Below are 22339 nucleotides of genomic sequence, written 5' to 3'. Positions count from 1 at the left end.
ATCTAACCTCTTTTTATCAATTCTACATATAGTTTCGTAAGGTCTTTTTCTGCCTTACCTGCAATTTCTAATATTTCAGCAATTGAAACTGGGTGCAAATTATCAGGATCGCACTCATCTGTTAATACAGAGATTGCTACACATGGTAATCCCATGTGATTGGCTACAATAACTTCAGGTACCGTAGACATTCCAACAGCATCGCTTCCAATAGTTCTTAAAAATCTATATTCTGCTCTAGTTTCTAGATTTGGACCAGCTACTGGGGTATAGACCCCCTTGTGAAGTGTAATTCCTAAGTCTTTCGCAATACGTTCCAATTCTCCATTCATTTTTGAGTCATATGGTTGGCTCATATCCGGAAATCTTGGCCCTAAATCATCCAAGTTTTTTCCAGTTAATGGATTCGCAGGCAACATATTAATATGATCATCAATTAACATTAAAGTTCCCTTTTTAAAGTCTGGGTTTACAGTTCCTGCAGCATTAGAAATCAATAGACGCTCCACTTCTAAAAGCTTCATTACCCGAATTGGAAAGGTAATTTGCTGCATGGTATATCCTTCATAAAAATGAAAACGACCTTGCATAGCTAGCACTTTTTTTCCTTCAATCAAACCATAGATTAATTTTCCATGATGAGATTCTACTGTTGAAACTGGGAAATGTGGTATGTCTGCATAATCAATCTCGAAAATTTTCTCGATTTTAGTTACTAAATTTCCTAAACCAGTTCCTAAAACAATCCCATATTGCGGCTGATCTACTCCCTTACTTTTAATATAGTTAGCTGCTTCTTTGATTTGATCCAATGTCATTCTCTTTCTTTTTTTAAATAAAATAGGGAGCAAAGTTAATACAAATTAATAGCTTAAGTCAACGAAAGAAGCCTCAGATTAAAGGAGGAAGCCTTCAAATCATCTTCTGTATCTATATCAATTAGCGTAGGAAGCGTTTCATAAGTAAACGCTGCTTTTTTTACCTTTGATACGGTATCTCGAAAAACTGACTCTGTGCTCCATTCTATATCTTGAAACAATCCGACATCTACATTTTTCATTCCAATTAAATAATAGCCTCCATCATTTGCTGGACCTATTACAACATCGGCATTATTTAATTTTTGATAAGCCAATTCTATTAATTCAGGAGTAATATCAAAGCAATCGCTTCCAATAATTATTGCTTTTTCCATACCAGCGGCAAACGCAGCACGAAAGGCATCAATCATTCGCTCTCCTAAATTACCGTCTGCTTGTAGCAACTTTTCAAACTCTTGTTCAATCCATCCATCGTTTTGAGCAATTGAATTAGAATAAAATAAAAATCGTCGGGCATTTACACCCAACGATACTTTTTTAGTTCTTTCTTGAAGAAGCTGGTATACCTCCAACGCCTTTTGATTTCCTATTGTTTTTGCAAGTCTCGTTTTAACTTTACCTATTTCAGGATTTTTTATAAAAATAATTAAGCCGTTACTCATTTTATTCGTTGAGATTCCAATTATATTCTTTGTACTTTACCTTTGCATCAGGACTCACTTTAACAGAAGCAAATTTGTTAATAAACGGAATTACTCCACCATAAGTTCTAAAATCATCGGCAAACCAATCAAATATTTTTGAAATATCAATCGCACCAGGAGTAAGGCGATTTTTCTGCTCATTATTAATAAAGTTTTTTGCAGAAGCATCTAACTGTATGGAGAGCGTCGTTGCTTCATAAGCAACATTTAGGAGTTTAGGACAAGAAACAGATGCACAGTTGACAGCAAAATGAATTCTCGGGTCATTGAAATCTTTTCTTAATATTTCATGTTCAATATGATTCAATGAATACTTGACATTTCCTATTGTTATAAAATTTAAATCCCAAGGTTTACCATTATTTATTTCCATGATACTCTTTAATGGATAATGTTGAAGAATAAGATCGATAGTGAAAGCGTTATACGCATTAATCCAATACGCCATTTTTTCATTCTTGGCCCAGCTTTCTTTTGGAGGATTAGCCTGAAGAAACTTTAAATAATTATCCAAATCTGACCTATTCGACGACAAAGCTTTATAGTTGACGTCTCCATTAACAGTAACATACTTAGCAAGCACTTTACTAAAGCTACTGTGGTTAATTGAATAGCTTCCTTTAACAAGAAAGATCATTAATACAAAAAGCAAAAGACTTCCGGAAAATTTTTTCATGAGAAATAATGGTTTAAATTTGCTCAAATCAAGAAATAAACATTTCTTTCCGCAATTTACGTAAAATTTGCAATTGCAGTTAAAAACCTAATGTATGAATTGCCTAATACTAGATGACGACCAAGTTTCGAGACTCGCGCTCGAAAAATTAATAGAAAAAACAGGAACTTTGGAGCTAGTTGCTTCATGTGAGCATGTGACCGATGCTCTGCAAGTTTTGAGTAACAATGAGATTGACCTTTTGTTTTTAGACATTGAAATGCCTGAAATGACAGGGTTTGAATTTTTAGAGGCGATTAATGATGACCCTTACATCATTTTTGTAAGCTCAAGACAAGACTATGCTTTGAAAGCATACGAAACCACTGCAACAGACTATTTATTAAAACCATTCTCTCTTGACCGATTGCTAAAAGCAATCAATAAAGTAAGTGCTTCAGGAAGCAGAAAATCAAAAAAGGCCAACGAATCCTCTTCCAAAAGCATCTTTGTTAAAGCCGACTCTGCTTTCGTAAAACTAGAGCTAGACACTATCAATTGGATTGAATCGTTGGGCGATTATGTAACTATCCACACCAATGAAAAAAGGTATGTAGTAAATATTACTATGAAAAAGGTAGAAGAGAAGTTAGCTTCACAAAACTTTTGTAGAATACACCGTTCATACATCGTGAACTTAAACCAGATAGATAAAATTGAAGAAAATATTGTTGTAATTAAAAACAAAACATTCCCCATTAGTCGATCTAATAAGAAAGACTTGTATGAAAGAATTAATTTGCTATAAATGAACAAACTAAAAAGAATTTTACTTATTGATGATGATTTTGTGACTAATTTTATCAATGAAAATTTAATCAAAGAAATGGGGATTGCGGAAGAAATTCTTTGCTTCAAGAATGGAAAAGAAGCAATCGATTTTTTCAAAAATAGAGATTCGTCACAACCGCCGATAGATTTAGTTTTCTTAGATTTAAATATGCCCGTTATGGATGGTTTTCAATTTATGGAAGCTTACCATAAGCTAGAAAAAAAATCGACTTCTGAGGTGATAGTAGCAATGTTAACTTCTAGTTCTCTCGAAAAAGAAAAAGAAATAGCCGACCAATTAGGAGTACAAGAACACCTAAACAAACCGCTTACAAAAGAAAAAATCAATCAGTTATTTTTAAAATATTACTCTTAACTCCAAAAAGTGCCTATACTAAACCTATACAACCTCAAAGAATTTGACAGCGCATTAATCAGTCAGATTTTATCCATTTATATTACAGATGTGACCAAAGACATAGAGCGACTAAGTGAATTACTTAAAAGTAACCAACATGAAGAAATAAGAAGGTTGGCGCACAAAATTGTTGGTGCTTCTAAAACTGTTGGCGCAACTAAGGTTGCTGAAATTGCTGAAGAAATTGAAGATAAAGCTGAGAAAAAAGCTCCTATTAACGACATTCAATTTATTAAAAGCCTCAATGGTGCATTCAACGAAGTGAAAGAGCACATCTACAAAAACGATTTGATCCACTAACTCTCTTTGAGGAAAATGGTAAACTTTGTACCTATTCTTAGCTGACTTTCTACTTCAATATAACCACCAGAATTTTCTACCATTTCCTTTATTAGATGCAGTCCAACCCCTGTTCCTTCAACATGATCATGAAAACGCTGAAACATCTTAAATAACTTGTCTCTATTCTCATCTAAATCCATCCCTAATCCTGTATCCTCAATCTCTAGTACTACAAAATCTTTATGCTTTTTTGTACTGATACTGATTTCCAGATCCCTATAAGGGTCTCTATACTTAACCGCATTAGAAACTAGATTATAGATAATACTGTATAGATAAGTATGGTTATATAAAATTTCGTCCACCTGAATATCTTCTTTAAAGACCGCCTTACTGTCTAAAATCTGTAACGATATGGCATTCTTAACTTCTTCCAATACTTTTGAAACATATACTTTACTTATCTCAACAGATTCGTTTCTAACTTTGAGCAATTCAACTAACCCTTTAACTAGGCGATCTAACTGACTAGAAGAATGGGTGAGCATATCGAAAATTTTTCTCGACTCTCTATCTTTAATAGCATCCTTCTCATTTAGAAGATCAATTAATCCGATGATATTTATAACCGGATTCTTTAAATCATGGGAAACTGCGTAAGCAAATTGCTCTAATCTTTTATTTTTTAGCGTAATCTCTCTAGTTCTTAAATCCACTAATTCAGTTAGCTGCACATTCCTTAGCTTTAATTGCTTTATCCTATATTGAACGATTATATAAAGATTAACACTCAGGATTAAGAACAAAATAACATAAAACCAAATTTGCAGCCAGAAGGGTTTATTGATAGAAAGGTTGATGGTTTGTTGTCTAAATAAAATTCCACCTTCAGTTAATGCTCTTATTCGTACGGTAAAATCTCCATAACCTAAATTAGCATATTCAATTACATTCTTTTCCGCTTTTCGCCAGGAGGTATCTCGATCATCTACTTTAAAATAATAATTCAAATGATTATTATTAACCATATCATCGTACCTAAACTGCAGTTTGATACTTTCGGAATAACTTAAGTTAACAACCTCTTCTCCATCTATGTTGACCCCATTAATACTGGAATAAAATTTTACTTTCTTAATATTCTTACCAAGTTGAGAGTCAAAATACAATACTCCTCCTTCAGTTCCATAGTACAACCATTTACTGGATTTTAAGTTGTAATTAGACAATTGACGAAAACCACTAGAAAAGTATTCAGTAGCAAGCGATGCAACAACACCAGCAGTTGGACTCCAATAAAAAAGCGCCTTCTGATTCGAAAACCAAAAACCACCGCCATCATCTGTAATTATTGAAAAGCATTGGTTACTATTGGTCACCTTTTTGATATCAATAAATGACACTTGCTCATTTTTGACATAAATTATCCCTTCATTTTCTGTTGCAGCAAAAAACTCACCCGAAGAATTAATATCAAAATCCAACATCTTAATGGAAGGAAAGGTTTTAGGAGTATGAACAGTGCTATCTTTTAAATCAACATATGCAACACCTTCGTCTCCATTAATGAACCATAGCTTTCCCTTATTCCATAGTATTTTGCTTAAATCATTTCTATTGAACATTTTTTTGTCAGAAAAATGAATTACTTGTTGATTTGAATAAACAAACAATCCTTCATAAGCGGTACTTATCCAAAGATTTCCAATTGAATCTGCTTCAATATCCTGAATTGACCTAATGTTGTTAGTTAATTGCTTTAAAGACTTATCTGGTGCAAGCAGCCATACACCATCATTTTCAGTTCCTATATAAACCCCCTTCTTAGTTTTTTGAAAGGTGTTTATTTCAGACTCCTTTAATGAATTTAATTCCTCAAAATCGTCCGAGACATTCTTACCATTTAAATAAAAACTTACCCCCTTTTTCCCTCCAAACATGAAAATATTTTCAGAGAATCGATCGATACAATTTATATCAGAATTCTGCAATATTTCATTTGGAAGGTAGTAGAAGGTTGGAGATGAAATCCCCCAAAGTCCATTCCCCTTTGTCCCCACATAAATTGATTTATCTGGACCATAACATAATTTAGAAACAGAAAACTCAGAATCATCTTCAAATTCCTTTTTAGCAGACAAGAAATAATTAGGCCCAGTAATATAAAGATCATAAATCCCTCTCGAGGTACCGACTACCAGCCTGGTATCATCTACCAAAATTGACTTTATATCTCCTTTTAATAGTGGTGACAAATCTAACTCCACTAATTCACCTACTATTAAACTTATGTGTCTAACTTGCTTTTCTGTAGCAACAAAAATTCTTTTGTCTGCAAAAACTACTTTGATATTTTCGCCTTGAAAAATATGTTTCTTTAATTCTAACTCCTGCTTTTTAGAAGAATAAATGTAAAGTCCATTTGTCGTAGCGATATAAATTAATCCATTTTTATATTGGACATCGTTCACTACCAGGTTGGTTCCAATTGAGTACTCTCTGTTGAAAACAAGGTCTTGATTTAACTCTTGCAATTGCCCTTTTTGTCCTACCACATAAGTATGATATAACCCACTAACGATGGCAACTACCTTCATGGAATATTTTAAATCAATCAGTCTTTCTTGACTACTAATCTTACCTTCAAAATTAGCATACAATAGAGCTGAATCTCCTTTTTCAATAGCAGAAATAAAAGGATTTTCATCAGCATACTTCAACCCTAACTTATTGAATCCAAATCCGTCATATAAAAAAAGACCCTTATCAGAGGCAATGTGCAATCCGCCATTAACATCAACTTTAAGGTCATATATAAATTTCAAGTCAGACTCATTGTCTGAAAGTTTATTAATAGACATCTCTTGTCCAGAAAGACCAAAAACTAGAAAAAAGGAAAAGAGAATGAGTGTTATTTTATTCATATTAACTCTGTAGTATATAACAAAGATGCCATTTCGTTTTTAATTTAATTGAAAAAACTCAGCACCTTATCCTTAATATATTCCAATCAAACCTTTTGCTGTTTCATTTAACCTCCAAAAATACGCTCTCATCGAATTAAAGCCCTCTGTCGTTTACATGCAACTTATCTTTGAATCATACATTTAGACATATGAAAAAGAAGTGGGTAATAAAGCAAATAGATGATGACAAAGTATTGCATTTTTTATTGAAGAAAAAAATCTTTGATCATAGAGCAGATTGCACCTTTTTACCATTAGATGAAAACGTCGACTCCATACAAAAGCATGATGCAGACATCTTTTTAGTAAACTTTGGGTTAGCGGACAACGAATCATCTTTAAGTCACTTAAGTAAATCAGAGTCTAATCGAGCAATAATTGCACTGGTAAATTCAAAAAAACAACTGAATCAATTGAGTGCTGAGATTAATTTACCCTACATCGAAAAAGGAAAAGACTCGATTTCAAAAATTACAGACATCATCGAAAGCACCATTTTCAATTTGTATGAAAGAGAAAGGAGAATTACGATGAGTATATAGAAGACAATCCACCCAATGATTAAAGAAAAAAGGAAAGCATTCAATTCATGAATCTCTCCTTTTTTTTATGGTCCTCTATACAGCTCTTCACATGAAAGAAGTTGAAGTTGCTCTCTGAAAAAGTTTCTAAAATAAAAAAACCTCCTAGCTGAAATCACTAAGAGGTTAAAAAAAATGTTGCCCGACTAGGGCTCGAACCTAGACTCTTCTGTACCAAAAACAGACGTGTTGCCAGTTACACCATCGGGCAATCTTTCTTAAGAGTTGACAAAATTATGAATATTTTCTATTTCTCAAAATAAAATGGATAACATTTTGTTCGAATTTCTTTCTATTCCCTAAATATCTTTAAATTCGCATTTGTTTGAACCTAATTATATCATTTCAGAAGCATGGATACTTTTAAGAAATTAAATCTAACATTTGGATGGGGAACTTGGCTAGTTGCAACTATAGTTTACTTATCTACCATTGAACCAACAACAAGCTTTTGGGATTGTGGTGAATTTATCGCTACAGCCTATAAGTTACAAGTTGGTCACCCTCCAGGAGCACCTTTATTTTCGATGATTGCGCGATTCTTTATGATTTTTTCAACTCCGGACAATGCTGCAATGATGGTTAATATTCAATCAGCGCTTTCCAGTTCGTTTACGATTTTGTTCTTATTCTGGACCATTACCTATTTTGCTCATAAAATCGCTATGAAGTCAGGCGAATTAACCCCAACCAAGATAAATGCAATTATTGGTAGTGGGGTAGTTGGTGCACTAGCATATACTTTTAGTGATTCTTTCTGGTTTTCAGCAGTAGAAGGTGAAGTGTACGCCATGTCTTCTTTATTTACAGCCATTGTTTTTTGGGCCATTTTGAAATGGGAAAGCGTAGCACATGAAAAACATAATTTAAGATGGATAGTACTTATTGCCTACCTAATGGGATTGTCAATCGGCGTCCACTTATTGAACTTATTGGCTATTCCAGCAATAGTATTTGTCTACTATTTCAAAAACTTTAAAGTTACCAAACCAGGAATAGTAAAAGCTTCTATCATTGCTGTATTAATCTTAGGATTTGTACAATATGGAATTATACCAGGATTAATCAAAGGAGCAACCATCTTTGAAAGAATTTTTACGAATGGTATGGGAATGCCTTTCAATACTGGCTTCTTTGTATACCTCCTGCTTATTGTTGCGGCAATAGTTTTCGGACTATACTACACTCAAAAGAACAACAAACCAGTATGGAATACAGCTATTTTATGCTTTACCGTTATCGTTTTAGGTTATTCATCATTTGCAGCTATTGTGATTCGTTCAAATGCGAATCCTCCAATGGATGAAAATAATCCCGAAAATGCATTCACCCTGTTGTCATACTTAAATCGTGAACAATATGGTGATCGCCCTTTATTTAATGGTCCTTCATTCAATAGTCCATTAGATAGACAACAGCCTTATACAGACGGAAGCCCTTCCTACGTAAAAGATGAAGAATTAGGAAAATATGTTATTTCTGATGATAAGAAAAACTCAGTACCTAATTACGACTCTCGATTCAAGACCCTTTTACCTAGAATGTGGAACACCGAAGCACCAAGAGTTAAACAATACAAACGTTGGTCGAGATTTGAAGGCAAACCAATACAAACTGTTGACAATTCAGGTAAACAGGTGGTAATAAACACCCCAACCTTAGGAGAAAATTTAAGGTATCTATTCAGCTACCAAATTGATTGGATGTATTTTAGGTATTTCATGTGGAACTTCTCGGGTCGTCAGAACGACATCCAAGGACATGGAAACGTGAGAGATGGAAACTGGATTACAGGAATCAAATTTATTGATGAATTCCGATTAGGAAATCAGGATTTTCTACCAGAGTCTGTTACAGAAAATAGAGCCAATAATAAATACTATATGTTCCCATTTATATTAGGACTGATTGGTTTATTCTTTCAATTTAAAACCAATAGAAACAATGGGGTGATTGTACTTCTTCTATTCTTCTTTACTGGTTTAGCAATTGTATTGTACTTGAATCAATACCCTTTACAACCCAGAGAACGAGACTATGCTTATGCTGCATCTTTCTATGCTTTTGCAATTTGGATAGGACTTGGAGTAATGGCTATTTCAGACCTGTTATCAAAAAAATTATCCGGTAAAATCGCTCCAGTTATTGCTACGGTTCTTTGCTTTGCCTTAGTTCCAGGTATAATGGCTAAAGAAAACTGGGATGACCACACCAGAGCTGAAAGGTATACGGGTAGAGACTTTGCTAAAAATTATCTAGATTCTTGTGCTCCAAACGCGATCTTGTTTACAAATGGCGATAATGACACCTTCCCTCTTTGGTATGTTCAAGAAGTAGAAGAATATAGAACGGATGTGCGTGTCGTTAATCTAAGCTTATTAAATACCGATTGGTACGTTGAACAAATTAGAAGAAAAGCATACGATAGCGATGCCATTCCATTAAGTATTCCTCAAAACAAGTACCGTCAAGGAACTAATGATTATCTGCCTGTAGTAGATAGAAAAGAGCTAACAGGCTACACCGATGTTGAGAAAATTATAGACTTCGTAAATTCCGATAGCCCACAAACAAAAGTGCCTGTAGGAAGTGGCCAAAGCATAAATTTTGTACCTACTAAGCGTCTTAGAATAAAAGTGGACAAGCAAAAAATGGTGGATAATGGAACCATCAAGAAAGAAGATGCAGATAAAATCGTTGATTACATCGAGTGGAATATAAAAGGAAACTATGTACTGAAAAATGATTTAGCTGTACTTGACTTATTGGCCACATTTGAATGGGATCGTCCAATATACTTTGCAAGCACTACTGGACCAGATAGCTATATTGGACTTGAAAACTATTTCCGTCAAGAAGGAATGGCTTACCGACTTGTTCCAATTAAGGCAGAAAATACAGATGGAAACCCAGGGTTTGTTGAAACAGACATATTATATGACAACGTAATGAATAAGTTCCAATGGGGCGGAATGGAAAGCAGCGACATTTATATGGATGAGACCAATAGAAGAATGACCATGAGTCTTCGTATTCTATTTAATCGATTGGCAAGCAAATTAATTGAAGAAGGCAATAATGCAGATGCATTGAAAGCAATGGATAAAGCTTTTGAGGTCATGCCTGATAAAACGGTCCCTTATGACATCTTTGTAATGTTCCTAGTAGAAAACTATTACAAATTGGGCGAGTTTGAAAAAGCTAATGCCATCACTAGCAGATTGGTAGAAATCTTCTCAAAAGACGCTGCATATTACAGATCGTTGAGTCCTGAACTACAACGTTCATTTAACAGTGACAACCAACAAGCTCTAGGAATATTGCAACGACTAAATCAAATGATTAGTCAACAGTATCCACAAAGCCCAGAATATCAAAAAGAGATAGAGAATAGGATTGCTCCTTATTTTAATGCTGGTATACGCCCTCAAGACAGATAAAAGTTAATTATCTATAAAGAGTCCTCATCCATAGTCAATTGACATTGGTGAGGACTTTTTTTATGGATTAAACTGAATACACTTCTATTGAACTGCTCAAAATATTATAGTGCAAAGCTCATAGATAATTTAAACGTGAAGTTATCCAACTCATCAGGAGTGGAATAATAACCATAACGATAAAAAGTTCCAACTCCGAAGGTTAAAAATTGCATTCTGTATAAATCGTTTACAATTACGCCTGACTCAAAGTATCCCTTTTCCATAGTCTTAAATTCGATATTTTGGTGGCTAGTAGTTTGTTTCATTTGCCCAAATCCTACTGCAGTATGTATCACAAATTCAGGATGAAACTTTTCTCCTTTGTATAATAGTTGTTTGAAGTTATGACGGATAAATAAACTTGCAAAACGATCATGAAAAAACTCATTAGGACGAGCAGTTTCAAAAGTATTGGCAACAGATATTCCAAACCCTTTATTGACACCTGTGGGCGTAAAATTGAACATTAATGGAACATTTGCATCCACATAACCTGCTAGCATTCGTACATTCAACTCTCCTCCATTCCGAATAACAAATAGTTTTTCAATCCTTCCTTCATACTTATTAAAATCAAATTGTGACTCATTCTGCTCAAGACCTTTGGTGTATTTAAAGTGAACGATTGGAAACTTAGTCCCAGATGAAATTTTCATTCCAAATAGTTCTACAAATTTTTCACCATAGGCAAAACGAGCTTCTAGTCCCAATTCGGTTTGTTGAAACGGATTTAACCTTAAAGCTACCTCATTGGTAATCGGCTTTAAGAATCGATAATCATCACCTGACTGGATCCAATTTTGTTGACCAAACACATTAAATTGCCAACTTTTTAAAAGACTAAACCTGCTCTCCAATCTTACCCGCTCTATCAAATCCATTTGATAGATAAAAAGATCTTTATAGTTTTCAGAGGTTAGTGAGGATTTTTTTAACAACGTATACTGAACTCCTCCTCTCTCTTGCACATCATTTGAATAACTCAATTTAAAATGAATGGCTCTATCTTGAAATGGTTTATAGCTTAAGTCTCCTCCATATTTCCAGTTTTTATCTTTGAATCCGTATGCAAAATACCCACCTAGTGAAAGGGATTTAGAAATTTTATCATTCGTATGAACGCCCAATCCTAATCTGAACCCTTCATAATTATTATAGCCTCCTAGTTTATTTAAATCGACATTTATCGGGCCTAGCGGAATATTACCAGTAGTAATTATTTTTAGTAGTCGTAGTTTCTCATCAAATTTTTCAGCTTCCCCTATCGAATCCATCATATGATAGGTTTTCGCCTCCTTCGCATCTAAAGTATCTAATCGAAAAGCATTCAATAAACTATCCGTATTGCTTTTAATCTTTCGATCCATTTCCAACACAACATTGTCAAACTCATTTTTGGGCCTTAAAGAAGTCAGTTGGATGTTCTGCAAATAGGATCGACCAATACCATACAACGGGAATTGATCGATAATTATGGTATTAAATGTCAAATTACTATTTAGCTGAACAGGGAACCACTGACCATCGACTTTTTCATACAATTGCTGAATCTTCATCTCAATTCCTCCTCCTTCAGCTGCGGGGCTTGCAGAGACACTTTTTATGGCGAAGTCCTTTTTGTGAATAAATAACTGACCTTTCAAACCTTCAAAATTCTTTCCCTTTTTCGGTTGAAAACTAATGGTGTAAAATAGTTCTCCATTTTCAATAATGCTATCTTCTAAAATGAATAAATACTGACTAGTTGCACCTTTTGAAATAGGACTCAACAATCTATAATCCATCAGTTCTACATAATCCTTGTAAAATGAAAAAGACTGCAACTGAGTTCCAATCAATGAAAACTCAGGAGACTTTAATCCACTCACTCTACTTGCTAGTATCACTTCTTTGTCTTTTGTAGGAGACATGAAATCACGGTGACTCACTGACTCCATCATCACCAAATGTTGTTTCGAAATATAGTCTGCAGTATATAATAAAGAAGAATCTTTGTTGACAGAGTCCTTTTGCATTTCCATTTTTTTAGAAATACTGTCTGGGTTAACTGTAAAAACCAACTTATTATAAGAATCATAAGAAAACTGAGTAGCTTCCTCAGGATTATTTAATTTACGATTTTCAATTACTTGATTCATGATAATATCTGCCGGATTTATTCCAGGAACAACACGTACCTCAGAAACTTCCACAGCCCGTTGGTTTAACAATATTATGGGATTAGCCTTAAGCTCTTTTACCTCAATTACTTTTCGCTCATACCCAATAAAGCTGAACGTTAGTGATTGGGACTGTTCGCTTATTGAAGAATTAAATCGACCATCAATATCGGTTATAAATCCTGTATTCGTACCTTCTATTCCAATAGTTACAAATGCCAATGGACTCTTAGATTGAGCATCTAAAACTTGTCCTGAAATTTGAATGGTTTGACCATAAGTAACAATACTGATGAATAGATTCAATAGTAGAAAAGTCAGTTTTTTAGTAATCATAAATGAAAGATAGTGATATTTTGAATGTGTAACTTCGTTGCATGTTAATTGATACAAAAGACGCCTTTAACCTTATTTCTAAACTGAGTGCTAGAAAACTGGTGAACATCACCAAGGTTTGGGGCAGTTTTTTCTGGAGCAAATGGCAAAGTAAACCCATACAAAAGGGATTACCAATTAGCATTTCCATGGAACCGACGACAGCATGTAACTTAGGTTGCCCAGAATGCCCAAGCGGATTGAAATTCTTTACTCGTCCAACAGGAAATTTGAAACCTCGGTTTTACGAAAGCATCATCGATCAACTAGAAAAAGACTTGCTTTACCTTACTTTTTATTTTCAAGGAGAGCCTTACATCAACCCTTCTTTTTTGGAAATGGTAAAATATGCCTCAGACCGAAAAATATACACCGCGACATCTACTAATGCGCACTTTTTGAATGATGAAAATGCACGAAAAACAGTAGAATCTGGTTTAGACCGTATTATTATTTCCATTGATGGTACCACACAAGAGGTATATGAGAGTTACCGGAAGAATGGCGATTTAAGTAAAGTAATCGAAGGAACTAAAAACATCATCAAATGGAAGAAGAAGCTAAAGTCTTCTACTCCAAATGTAATGTTTCAGTTTTTGGTCGTTAAGCCCAATGAGCACCAAATAGCCGATGTAAAAAAACTCGGAAAGGAATTAGGTGTTGATTCAGTAAAATTAAAGACAGCGCAAGTCTACGAATACGAAAACGGAAATGAGTTAATACCGGAACAACAGCAATATTCTCGTTACCAAAAGGAAGCAAATGGAAAATACAGCATCAAAAACAGCTTGGAAGACCAATGTTGGAAAATGTGGAGTTCTTGTGTGATTACTTGGGATGGAAAAGTAGTTCCATGTTGTTTTGATAAAGATGCTACCCATCGTTTAGGCGAATTGAAAGACTTGAGTTTTCAGGAAATCTGGCAAGGAGAAGCCTACCAAAAATTTAGAGGGCAATTGTTGAATGGCAGAAAGAACATTGATATCTGTAAGAATTGTTCTGAAGGTACAAAAGTGTGGGCTTAAAGACGAGACTAGACCGCTGCTCTGTTAGAAGTTAGACTAGTTGTTGATAACAATCTTATTCAACAGAAATTTGGATCTAAGTTGCATTTTCTTTGTGTTCTTTGCGAAAAACTTTGTGTACTTTGTGGTTAAGAGTTTCATCCAACATTCTTGATTGGAAACTTGGCTCGCTCTTCCCAACCGCTTTCTTTTTTCTCAAACAAAACCAATTCATCCAACAGCATTGTTGCTTGAAATTCCTCTTTTGAATATAGGTTAGTCAACGCTTTAAAATGCGACTTTCTTGTAAATTTATTGCGAATGGTAATGTGAGGCGCGTAAAAGTACTTTTCTCGCTTCTGAGGCGTTATTTTTAAACCAATCAACCATAATTTCAATCCTCTTCTTAATTCCTCCAATGCTTCGTTCTTTACGATATCAATACTCAGGTTAGTATTGGGCAATGCAATGAAACCAGTGGTCTCGATTTCGATGGTGGCTGACCTCAGCTGACTTAAATAACTTTCTAGTTCCTTAATAAACGTCTGAATTCCTCTTTCATCGGTTTTGAAGCTCGGTAGAATCGTAATGTGTGGTGGCAATGAACCAATTTTTACCGTTGGGTAAACTTCATTGATAGCCGATTGTATTTCGTGAATACGGGTGGTTATTTCTTTCGGAGGAAGAAAGAGAAGAATGTAGGGAGATTTCATGAATGGGAAACAAAAAAGCTTCAATTAAAAATTGAAGCTTAAATTACTAGTTTATAAACGTTACACCGTCATAATGTCTTTCTCTTTCGCAACTAAAAATTCATCAATTCGTTTACTAGTAGCATCTGTTAATTGCTGTACTTCATCGATCAACCCTTTTACTGCATCCTCTGCTAGTCCTTCCTTTTCCAATCTTTTAAACTCGTCATTGGCTTCACGTCTAGCATTTCTCACTCCCACTTTTGCATCTTCTGCCTCAGCTTTCGCTTGCTTTACTAAATCACGTCTTCTTTCCTCTGTCAATACTGGCACATTGATCATAATGTTGGTTCCATTGTTCTGAGGGTTCAAACCTAAGTTCGAATTAATGATTGCGCGTTCTATAGGCTCAATCATACCCTTTTCCCATGGTTGTACATTGATTGTACGAGCATCCAACGTACTTACGTTAGCCACTTGTGCCAATGGAGTCATCGCTCCATAGTATTCCACCATCACGCTGTCTAACATTGAAGGTGTTGCTTTCCCTGCTCTAATTTTCAACAATGACACTTCCAAGTGAGCTAATGATTTTTGCATTAACTCTTTCGCATTATCTAATATTAATTCAATTTCTTCTTCCATGATTAATTGATTCTAAAACTCTACTAAAGTACCTACTTTTTCTTGACCTGCTAATACCTTCTTTAAATTTCCTGGAGTATCCATATCGAACACGATTATGGGTAGCTTGTTTTCATTACACAAAGTAAATGCTGTCATATCCATAATATTCAACCCTTTCTCGTACACTTCACTGAAAGAAACTTTATCATATTTAATCGCATCGGGATTTTTTTCAGGATCAGAATCATAAATCCCATCTACTCTTGTTCCTTTCAGAATCACGTCTGCTTCTATCTCTATAGCACGCAAACTAGCTGCTGTATCAGTGGTAAAATAAGGGTTACCTGTACCAGCGCCAAATATGACAACTCTTCCTTTTTCTAAATGTCGAACCGCTCGTCTTCTAATAAAAGGTTCAGCAATTTGTTCCATTTTTATAGCTGTCAACAGTCGTGTATACACATCGGCTTCTTCTAGTGCAGATTGCAAAGCCATACTATTAATTACTGTGGCTAACATTCCCATGTAATCTCCTTGCACTCGGTCCATACCACCTTCTGCTGCTTGGATTCCTCTAAAAATATTTCCACCGCCAATCACTATGGCTACTTCTACTCCCGACTCTACTATTTCCTTAATTTCTTTTGCATATTGAGCCAATCTATTGTGATCGATACCAAATTGCTTATCTCCCATAAGAGATTCACCACTTAATTTTAGAAGAATTCTTTTATAAATCATCATCAAAATTTTTACAAACTTAATAAAAAGTAAAAAGCTAATTTTTGGGCAAAAAAAAGAGAGAAATAAATTTCTCTCTTTTAAAATGATGTATTGATTAGCTCAATGAAATACGCTTAAATCCTGTAGCTACTAACTCTTTGTTTACACTCTTTAAGTAAGCTTCAACAGTTAGGCTGTTATCTTTAATGTATTGTTGTTTAACCAATGTATTCTCTTTGTAGAATTTACCCAATTTACCTTGAGCAATTTTATCAATCATTTCTTCAGGTTTCCCTTCTTGACGTGCCTGATCTCTACCAATTTCTAATTCTCTTTCGATAGTTTCTGCATCAACTCCTTCGTCATTTAATGCGATAGGATTCATAGCAGCAACTTGCATTGCTACATTCTTAGCAGCCTCTGCCTCAGCATCGCCAGCCTTAGATACAGCAACCATAGAAGCTAAACTATTTCCTGGGTGATTGTAAGCAACAACTAATTCACTTTCGATAATTTCTACAGCTGAAAGATCGATTTTCTCACCAATTTTACCTACTTCTTCAATAATTCTATCAGCGATAGTTAAAGAAGTTCCAGGATAAGTCAATGCTTTAGCAGCATCTACAGTAGAAACTCCATTTTCAATTACTGCATCCAAAATGTTGTTTGCAAATGCTGCAAAATCATCATTTTTAGCAACGAAATCAGTTTCACAGTTAACTACAACCATTACACCTTTTTTGTTGTCAGCAGTAGTTTTAGCTAATACTAAACCTTCTTTAGCATCTCTATCACCTCTGTTTGCAGCAATTTTTTGACCTTTCTTTCTCAACAAGTCAATTGCTTGCTCGAAATCTCCGTTTGCTTCAACTAATGCCTTTTTACAGTCCATCATTCCAGCTCCGGTTTGCTTTCTTAATTTATTTACCTCAGCAGCAGTTATTGTAGCCATGGTTACGCTTTATTTTAAGTTACTATTGTTATAAATTATGCTTCTTCAGAAGATGCTTCTTTCTTGTCAGCCTCTTTCTCTTTCTTAGGTTTTGTTTTTTCTTTGTCTGCAGTACGCTCAGCTAAACCTTCATTTACAGCTTTAGTTACATACTCCATAATTTTTCCAATTGACTTAGAAGCGTCGTCGTTTGCAGGAATTGGGAAATCCACTAATCCTGGGTTAGAGTTGGTATCTACGATAGCGAAAGTTGGAATATTTAATTTTCTAGCTTCAGCTACAGCGATGTGTTCTTTTTTAATATCAACGATAAACAAAGCAGAAGGCAATCTATTCAAATCAGAAATAGAACCTAAATCTCTTTCTAATTTAGCTCTTTGACGGCTAATTTGAAGACGCTCTCTTTTAGATAATACATCAAAAGTACCATCCTTCATCATGTTATCGATAGTTGCCATTTTACGAACTGCCTTACGAATTGTCGCAAAGTTCGTTAACATACCTCCAGGCCATCTTTCAGTAACGTAAGGCATTCCAGTAGATTTTACTGCTTCAGCTACTGTATCTTTCGCTTGTTTTTTTGTTGCAACGAAAAGGATTTTCTTTCCTGACTTCGCGATTTGTTTCATAGCAGCAGTAGCTTCATCTAATTTTACTACTGTTTTGTTCAAATCGATAATGTGGATTCCATTCTTCTCCATAAAAATGTACGGAGCCATTTTTGGGTGCCACTTTCTTTTAAGGTGACCAAAATGTGCACCTGCCTCTAATAATTCTTTGTAATCTGTCTTAGACATTTGTTAAATTTTTATAGTGTTTACATTCATTTAAAGCAATTGCAGAGTAGCGCCCAAAGGGAACAGTCTCTGCAATTTAGATACTAAACACCTCTTTAAAGGTGAATTGAATATGTTGAAAACTCCAACAAGAAACGGAATATTAACGTTTCGAGAATTGGAATTTCTTTCTTGCTTTTTTCTGACCTGGCTTCTTTCTTTCTACCATTCTTGGGTCTCTTGTCATCAAACCTTCTGCTTTCAATGCAGGCTTGTTTTCGGCGTTGATTTCAACCAATGCTCTTGAGATACCCAAACGAATAGCTTCAGCTTGACCAGTGATACCACCACCTTGCACATTCACTTTTACATCATATTGACCAGTTGTTTCGGTCAAAGCAAAAGCTTGTGACAAACGGTACTGTAAACCGATAGTTGGAAAATAGGTTTTCATATCTTTTCCGTTTACAGTAATCTCACCTTTACCTGCTGAAAGGTAAACTCTAGCGATTGATTTTTTTCTTCTACCTAGTGTATTTACTACTTCCATAGGATTATTTAATTGTGTTCAATTTAATTTCTCTTGGCTTTTGAGCTTCGTGATTATGCTCAGTACCTGCAACAACAGTTAAGTTACCAAACAATGACTTACCCAATCTGTTTTTTGGAAGCATACCTCTAACAGCGTTTTCAACAACTGCTACTGGCTTTTTATCCAACATTTCTCTTACAGATCTTACTTTTTGTCCACCTGGGTGTAAACTATAAGTGATATACACTTTTTCGTCCATTTTATTTCCAGTCAACTTGATTTTCTCAGCGTTGATAACAATTACGTTATCACCACAATCAACATGCGGAGTAAAATTAACTTTGTGTTTTCCTCTTATTAATTTAGCAACCTTTGATGCTAACCTTCCCAATGTTTCATTCTCAGCGTCAACAAGTAACCATTCTTTGTTTACTGTTGCACTGTTTGCAGAAACTGTTTTATAACTTAACGTATTCACCTTAATTTATCTTTTAACTGTTTATTAAGCGCACTTATCCCAAAAGGGGCTGCGAAGTTAGAACTATTTTTTTTCTTCAACAAACTTTATTAACAAATAAATTGTGAATTATTACACTTTGCCAATATTCACCAACTTACCTTGCTTGTTGATGTTGCGAAAGAAACTTTATACTTTCTAACAATATTCGTTGAATGCCATGTTCAAATTCTCTGCAATCATTTCGGCAGGACGTCCTTCAATGTGGTGACGTTCGATAAAATGAACCAACTTTCCATCTTTAAATAAAGCAATAGATGGAGAAGATGGAGGATAAGGCAACATGTGTTTTCTTGCTTGTGCAACCGCTGCTGCATCTACACCTGCAAAAACTGTAGTTAAATGATCTGGTCTTTTAGCATTCTCTGCTGCCATTCTTACAGCAGGGCGTGCATTTGCTGCAGCACAACCGCAAACAGAATTAATCATGACTAATGTGGTTCCAGATGCATTTATCGCATTGTCTACATCTTCTGGACTTAATAATTCTTTAAATCCAACTGAAGTTAATTCAGCTTTCATTGGGGCTACCATTTCTTCTGGATACATGGTTCTATATTTTTGAGTTTATACTTGTATGAATTGGAAGGACAAAATTACCAATAAAGGATTTTATAACAGCTTTTTTAGACAGTTGTTCTTTACCTTATATAAAGAGTAGATTTTAGACCGCTTCGATGTTAGAAATTAAAATGTCACCACTAAATGGCTGTTACCTTTTGATACTATTACTTTCTATTCAAATTTCACCCCGAAGAAGCTTGAAGAACCTCCCAAAAGTGAATTTTGACTATAGTATTCTCTATCCTTTGTTGTATTGAGCACTTCGATAATATCAGCACAGACTTTCTCGTTATATAGATAGAGGAGCACTAAGATACTTGGATGAAAATTATCTTTTACTTTTAAAGAAGTTCTTTACCAAAGCTCCACACTCTTCTGCCATTATTCCATTCACTACTTCCGTTTTGGGATGTAAAATGGATTTTTCTGCTGCAGCACGATATCCTCTTCGTTCGTCGGCAGCACCAAACACTACTTTTCCAATTTGTGTCCAAAAAGCTGCTCCGGCGCACATGACACACGGCTCCAAGGTTACATACAAAGTGCATTCATCCAGATATTTACTGCCTAAATAATCCGCAGCAGCAGTGAAGGCTTGCATTTCTGCATGAGCTGTCACATCATTCAAATGCTCTGTATAATTATGCGCACGAGCTATAATGGTATTCTTATGAACTACAACAGCTCCAACCGGCACCTCGTCAGCTTCGAATGCTTTTTGTGCCTCTTTTAACGCTTCTTTCATAAATCGTTCGTCGGAAAATACTGTTAATTCCATGGTCGTCTTATTTTCGACAAAGCTAATTAAAGTCCATCTTATGTAGCTTAAAACATACCGATTCACTAATTTCGCAGCTTAAATTATATTGAAGAATATGTTACGATCAAACACTTGCGGAGAATTAACTATTTCCGATTTAAATAAAGAAGTAACCCTTTGTGGATGGGTACAAAAATCAAGAGATTTAGGAGGTATGACCTTTATTGATTTAAGAGATCGGTATGGCATAACGCAGTTAGTATTTAATATGGAAACTAATGCTGACTTGTGTGAAAAAGCAAGAAAATTAGGTCGTGAGTTTGTAATTTCTATTTCAGGAAAAGTAATAGAAAGAAGTAGCAAAAACAAAAACATGAAGACTGGTGAAGTAGAAATTGAAGTGACTTCAATGACTATTTTAAATGCTTCAAAAACACCCCCATTCACAATTGAAGACGAAACGGATGGCGGTGAAGATTTGAGGATGAAATACCGCTACTTGGACTTGAGAAGAAAGCCGGTAGCTTCAAAACTGATGCTTAGACATCAAATCAATAAAGAAGTAAGAAACTTCTTAAACAACGAAGATTTTATTGAAGTAGAAACTCCTTATTTAATTAAATCTACTCCTGAAGGTGCTCGTGACTTTGTGGTACCTTCAAGAATGAACCCGAATGAATTTTATGCTCTTCCACAATCACCACAAACATTTAAACAGTTATTGATGGTAGCGGGTTACGACCGCTACTACCAAATTGTTAAGTGTTTTAGAGATGAAGATTTAAGAGCCGACCGTCAGCCAGAGTTTACTCAGATTGACTGTGAGATGACTTTTATCGAGCAAGAAGACATCTTGAATACGTTTGAAGGCATGATGAAACATTTATTCAAAACTGTAAAAGGTGTTGAATTAACAGACTTCCCTCGTATGACTTTTGATGACGCTATGCGTCTGTATGGAAACGACAAACCAGACATTCGATTCGGAATGCCTTTCGTTGAACTAAACGACGTAGCACAAAACCAAGGATTCAAAGTTTTTGATGACGCTGAATTAGTGGTTGGAATTTGCGCTGAAGGTTGTTCAGAATACACAAGAAAACAATTGGATGCATTAACTGACTTTGTAAAGAAACCACAAATTGGAGCTACAGGATTGGTATATGTGAAAGTAAATGCTGATGGTTCATTCAAATCGTCAGTAGATAAATTCTTTGATACCCAGAAGTTGAAAACTTGGGCTGACAAAATGAATGCGAAGCCTGGCGACCTACTATTGGTAATTTCTGGTGAAGTGAATAAATCAAGAAAAGCGCTAAGCGAATTGCGTTTGGAAATGGGAAAACAATTGGGTTTAAGAGATAACAATACATTTGCTCCACTTTGGGTAATCGACTTTCCACTATTAGAGTGGGATGAAGATAGTAAGCGTTTCCATGCAATGCACCACCCATTTACCTCCCCAAAATTAGCTGATTTAGATAAGATGAATACTGCTCCAGGAGACATTAGAGCCAATGCTTACGACATGGTAATTAACGGTGTTGAGATTGGTGGCGGTTCTATTAGAATCCATGACCGAGATTTACAAAAGAAAATGTTCGACCTACTAGGATTCACAGAAGAAGAAGCTAAAGCTCAATTTGGTTTCTTGATGAATGCTTTTGAATATGGTGCGCCTCCACATGGCGGAATTGCTTTAGGCTTTGATCGACTTTGTGCTTTATTTGGTGGCTCTGAGTCCATCCGAGATTACATAGCATTCCCAAAGAACAATAGTGGTAGAGATGTCATGATTGATGCGCCTGCAACGATTGCTGATGCGCAATTAGAGGAATTGTTTTTGAATACGGTAAAGCCGGTTGCTAAAGGATAAACATAGAATATAAAATAACAAAAACGCCCGAACCAAATATTT

At 35.1% G+C, this 22339-nt stretch carries 21 protein-coding genes and 1 tRNA gene; 7 read left to right on the top strand and 15 right to left on the bottom strand.

The features are described 5' to 3' along the window. Positions 1-2: 2 nt before the first annotated feature. The 3 genes from GQN54_RS03265 to GQN54_RS03255 are packed head-to-tail and all read right to left on the bottom strand — an operon-like array spanning position 3 to position 2201. Positions 3-818, bottom strand: coding sequence for a purine-nucleoside phosphorylase (locus GQN54_RS03265; RefSeq protein WP_160631950.1), 816 nt, complete (start codon positions 816-818; stop codon positions 3-5). 53 nt (positions 819-871) lie between these two features. Beyond that, a complete protein-coding gene (locus GQN54_RS03260; RefSeq protein WP_160631948.1) occupies positions 872-1483 on the bottom strand; it encodes a TIGR04282 family arsenosugar biosynthesis glycosyltransferase in 612 nt (203 codons plus the stop codon). 1 nt (position 1484) lies between these two features. Next, positions 1485-2201: a DUF547 domain-containing protein gene (locus tag GQN54_RS03255; protein WP_235932956.1), complete on the bottom strand. Its 717-nt coding sequence runs from the start codon at positions 2199-2201 to the stop codon at positions 1485-1487. Between the two features lie 94 nt (positions 2202-2295). On the opposite strand from GQN54_RS03255, the gene GQN54_RS03250 reads away from it, so the two are divergent. Genes GQN54_RS03250 through GQN54_RS03240 form a run of 3 tightly spaced genes read left to right on the top strand, consistent with a single transcriptional unit; the run spans position 2296 to position 3729 of the window. Next, positions 2296-2988, top strand: coding sequence for a LytR/AlgR family response regulator transcription factor (locus tag GQN54_RS03250; protein ID WP_160631946.1), 693 nt, complete (start codon positions 2296-2298; stop codon positions 2986-2988). After that, positions 2989-3387 carry a response regulator gene (locus GQN54_RS03245; protein ID WP_160631944.1) on the top strand — a complete coding sequence of 133 codons (399 nt, stop codon included), beginning with the start codon at positions 2989-2991 and terminating at the stop codon, positions 3385-3387. It abuts the gene before it with no gap. Positions 3388-3396: 9 nt separating this feature from the next. Continuing rightward, positions 3397-3729 (top strand): Hpt domain-containing protein, encoded by a 333-nt coding sequence (locus GQN54_RS03240; protein WP_160631942.1) that lies wholly within the window; start codon positions 3397-3399, stop codon positions 3727-3729. Here GQN54_RS03240 and GQN54_RS03235 read toward each other — a convergent pair. Then, positions 3726-6635, bottom strand: a complete 2910-nt coding sequence (locus GQN54_RS03235; protein WP_160631940.1) for a sensor histidine kinase — start codon at positions 6633-6635, stop codon at positions 3726-3728. The two genes, GQN54_RS03240 and GQN54_RS03235, sit on opposite strands and share 4 nt — an antisense overlap. A 191-nt stretch (positions 6636-6826) precedes the next feature. On the opposite strand from GQN54_RS03235, the gene GQN54_RS03230 reads away from it, so the two are divergent. Next, positions 6827-7219 carry a hypothetical protein gene (locus GQN54_RS03230; protein WP_160631938.1) on the top strand — a complete coding sequence of 131 codons (393 nt, stop codon included), beginning with the start codon at positions 6827-6829 and terminating at the stop codon, positions 7217-7219. A gap of 177 nt (positions 7220-7396) precedes the next feature. On the opposite strand, the gene GQN54_RS03225 is transcribed toward GQN54_RS03230, so the two are convergent. After that, positions 7397-7469 (bottom strand) — tRNA-Gln (locus GQN54_RS03225). A gap of 142 nt (positions 7470-7611) precedes the next feature. Here GQN54_RS03225 and GQN54_RS03220 point away from each other — a divergent pair. Continuing rightward, the gene (locus GQN54_RS03220) at positions 7612-10698 is read left to right on the top strand and encodes a DUF2723 domain-containing protein (protein WP_160631936.1); all 3087 of its coding nucleotides are present in this window, start codon (positions 7612-7614) and stop codon (positions 10696-10698) included. Positions 10699-10802: 104 nt separating this feature from the next. Here GQN54_RS03220 and GQN54_RS03215 read toward each other — a convergent pair whose 3' ends face one another. After that, a complete protein-coding gene (locus GQN54_RS03215) occupies positions 10803-13235 on the bottom strand; it encodes a DUF5686 and carboxypeptidase-like regulatory domain-containing protein (protein WP_160631934.1) in 2433 nt (810 codons plus the stop codon). A 41-nt stretch (positions 13236-13276) separates the two neighbouring features. Between GQN54_RS03215 and GQN54_RS03210 the strand changes: the two genes are divergently transcribed. Then, positions 13277-14299, top strand: coding sequence for a radical SAM/SPASM domain-containing protein (locus GQN54_RS03210; RefSeq protein WP_160631932.1), 1023 nt, complete (start codon positions 13277-13279; stop codon positions 14297-14299). A gap of 137 nt (positions 14300-14436) precedes the next feature. Here the strand turns inward: GQN54_RS03210 and GQN54_RS03205 are convergent, their stop codons facing one another. The 9 genes from GQN54_RS03205 to GQN54_RS03165 form a co-directional block, all read right to left on the bottom strand. Continuing rightward, positions 14437-14991: a 2'-5' RNA ligase family protein gene (locus GQN54_RS03205; RefSeq protein ID WP_160631930.1), complete on the bottom strand. Its 555-nt coding sequence runs from the start codon at positions 14989-14991 to the stop codon at positions 14437-14439. A gap of 60 nt (positions 14992-15051) precedes the next feature. Continuing rightward, positions 15052-15615: a ribosome recycling factor gene (gene frr / locus GQN54_RS03200; RefSeq protein WP_160631928.1), complete on the bottom strand. Its 564-nt coding sequence runs from the start codon at positions 15613-15615 to the stop codon at positions 15052-15054. 12 nt (positions 15616-15627) lie between these two features. Continuing rightward, entirely contained in the window at positions 15628-16338 is a 711-nt protein-coding gene (gene pyrH, locus GQN54_RS03195) for a UMP kinase (RefSeq protein WP_160631926.1), read from the bottom strand. Between the two features lie 97 nt (positions 16339-16435). Further along, positions 16436-17272: a translation elongation factor Ts gene (gene tsf, locus GQN54_RS03190; RefSeq protein WP_160631924.1), complete on the bottom strand. Its 837-nt coding sequence runs from the start codon at positions 17270-17272 to the stop codon at positions 16436-16438. A 35-nt stretch (positions 17273-17307) separates the two neighbouring features. Further along, complete coding sequence (gene rpsB / locus GQN54_RS03185; RefSeq protein ID WP_160631922.1) at positions 17308-18069, bottom strand: 30S ribosomal protein S2; 762 nt, start codon at positions 18067-18069, stop codon at positions 17308-17310. A 142-nt stretch (positions 18070-18211) separates the two neighbouring features. Next, positions 18212-18598 (bottom strand): 30S ribosomal protein S9, encoded by a 387-nt coding sequence (rpsI, locus tag GQN54_RS03180; protein WP_160631920.1) that lies wholly within the window; start codon positions 18596-18598, stop codon positions 18212-18214. Between the two features lie 4 nt (positions 18599-18602). Continuing rightward, the gene (rplM, locus tag GQN54_RS03175; protein ID WP_160631919.1) at positions 18603-19058 is read right to left on the bottom strand and encodes a 50S ribosomal protein L13; all 456 of its coding nucleotides are present in this window, start codon (positions 19056-19058) and stop codon (positions 18603-18605) included. 177 nt (positions 19059-19235) lie between these two features. Further along, positions 19236-19646 carry a BrxA/BrxB family bacilliredoxin gene (locus tag GQN54_RS03170; protein ID WP_160631918.1) on the bottom strand — a complete coding sequence of 137 codons (411 nt, stop codon included), beginning with the start codon at positions 19644-19646 and terminating at the stop codon, positions 19236-19238. A 343-nt stretch (positions 19647-19989) separates the two neighbouring features. Further along, the gene (locus GQN54_RS03165; RefSeq protein WP_160631916.1) at positions 19990-20439 is read right to left on the bottom strand and encodes a nucleoside deaminase; all 450 of its coding nucleotides are present in this window, start codon (positions 20437-20439) and stop codon (positions 19990-19992) included. A gap of 97 nt (positions 20440-20536) precedes the next feature. Between GQN54_RS03165 and aspS the strand changes: the two genes are divergently transcribed. Beyond that, positions 20537-22297, top strand: coding sequence for an aspartate--tRNA ligase (gene aspS / locus GQN54_RS03160; RefSeq protein ID WP_160631914.1), 1761 nt, complete (start codon positions 20537-20539; stop codon positions 22295-22297). Positions 22298-22339: the final 42 nt, after the last annotated feature.

Origin of the sequence: Acidiluteibacter ferrifornacis (assembly GCF_009909615.1) — a bacterium.
Lineage (GTDB): Bacteria > Bacteroidota > Bacteroidia > Flavobacteriales_E > Vicingaceae > Acidiluteibacter > Acidiluteibacter ferrifornacis.
The sequence above is the reverse complement of the archived record's forward strand: the minus strand, read 5'-3'. Positions and strand labels throughout refer to the sequence as shown.

Excerpts from the sequence above, each read along its gene's own strand:
- tsf (WP_160631924.1), bottom strand. The coding sequence starts at position 17,272 with ATGGCTACAATAACTGCTGCTGAGGTAAATAAATTAAGAAAGCAAACC.
- GQN54_RS03245 (WP_160631944.1), top strand. The coding sequence starts at position 2,989 with ATGAACAAACTAAAAAGAATTTTACTTATTGATGATGATTTTGTGACT.
- rpsI (WP_160631920.1), bottom strand. The coding sequence starts at position 18,598 with ATGGAAGTAGTAAATACACTAGGTAGAAGAAAAAAATCAATCGCTAGA.
- GQN54_RS03265 (WP_160631950.1), bottom strand. The coding sequence starts at position 818 with ATGACATTGGATCAAATCAAAGAAGCAGCTAACTATATTAAAAGTAAG.
- frr (WP_160631928.1), bottom strand. The coding sequence starts at position 15,615 with ATGGAAGAAGAAATTGAATTAATATTAGATAATGCGAAAGAGTTAATG.
- GQN54_RS03170 (WP_160631918.1), bottom strand. The coding sequence starts at position 19,646 with ATGTATCCAGAAGAAATGGTAGCCCCAATGAAAGCTGAATTAACTTCA.
- rpsB (WP_160631922.1), bottom strand. The coding sequence starts at position 18,069 with ATGTCTAAGACAGATTACAAAGAATTATTAGAGGCAGGTGCACATTTT.
- GQN54_RS03220 (WP_160631936.1), top strand. The coding sequence starts at position 7,612 with ATGGATACTTTTAAGAAATTAAATCTAACATTTGGATGGGGAACTTGG.
- GQN54_RS03205 (WP_160631930.1), bottom strand. The coding sequence starts at position 14,991 with ATGAAATCTCCCTACATTCTTCTCTTTCTTCCTCCGAAAGAAATAACC.
- GQN54_RS03260 (WP_160631948.1), bottom strand. The coding sequence starts at position 1,483 with ATGAGTAACGGCTTAATTATTTTTATAAAAAATCCTGAAATAGGTAAA.
- GQN54_RS03255 (WP_235932956.1), bottom strand. The coding sequence starts at position 2,201 with ATGAAAAAATTTTCCGGAAGTCTTTTGCTTTTTGTATTAATGATCTTT.
- GQN54_RS03210 (WP_160631932.1), top strand. The coding sequence starts at position 13,277 with ATGTTAATTGATACAAAAGACGCCTTTAACCTTATTTCTAAACTGAGT.
- aspS (WP_160631914.1), top strand. The coding sequence starts at position 20,537 with ATGTTACGATCAAACACTTGCGGAGAATTAACTATTTCCGATTTAAAT.
- GQN54_RS03215 (WP_160631934.1), bottom strand. The coding sequence starts at position 13,235 with ATGATTACTAAAAAACTGACTTTTCTACTATTGAATCTATTCATCAGT.
- GQN54_RS03230 (WP_160631938.1), top strand. The coding sequence starts at position 6,827 with ATGAAAAAGAAGTGGGTAATAAAGCAAATAGATGATGACAAAGTATTG.
- GQN54_RS03250 (WP_160631946.1), top strand. The coding sequence starts at position 2,296 with ATGAATTGCCTAATACTAGATGACGACCAAGTTTCGAGACTCGCGCTC.
- GQN54_RS03165 (WP_160631916.1), bottom strand. The coding sequence starts at position 20,439 with ATGGAATTAACAGTATTTTCCGACGAACGATTTATGAAAGAAGCGTTA.
- pyrH (WP_160631926.1), bottom strand. The coding sequence starts at position 16,338 with ATGATTTATAAAAGAATTCTTCTAAAATTAAGTGGTGAATCTCTTATG.
- GQN54_RS03235 (WP_160631940.1), bottom strand. The coding sequence starts at position 6,635 with ATGAATAAAATAACACTCATTCTCTTTTCCTTTTTTCTAGTTTTTGGT.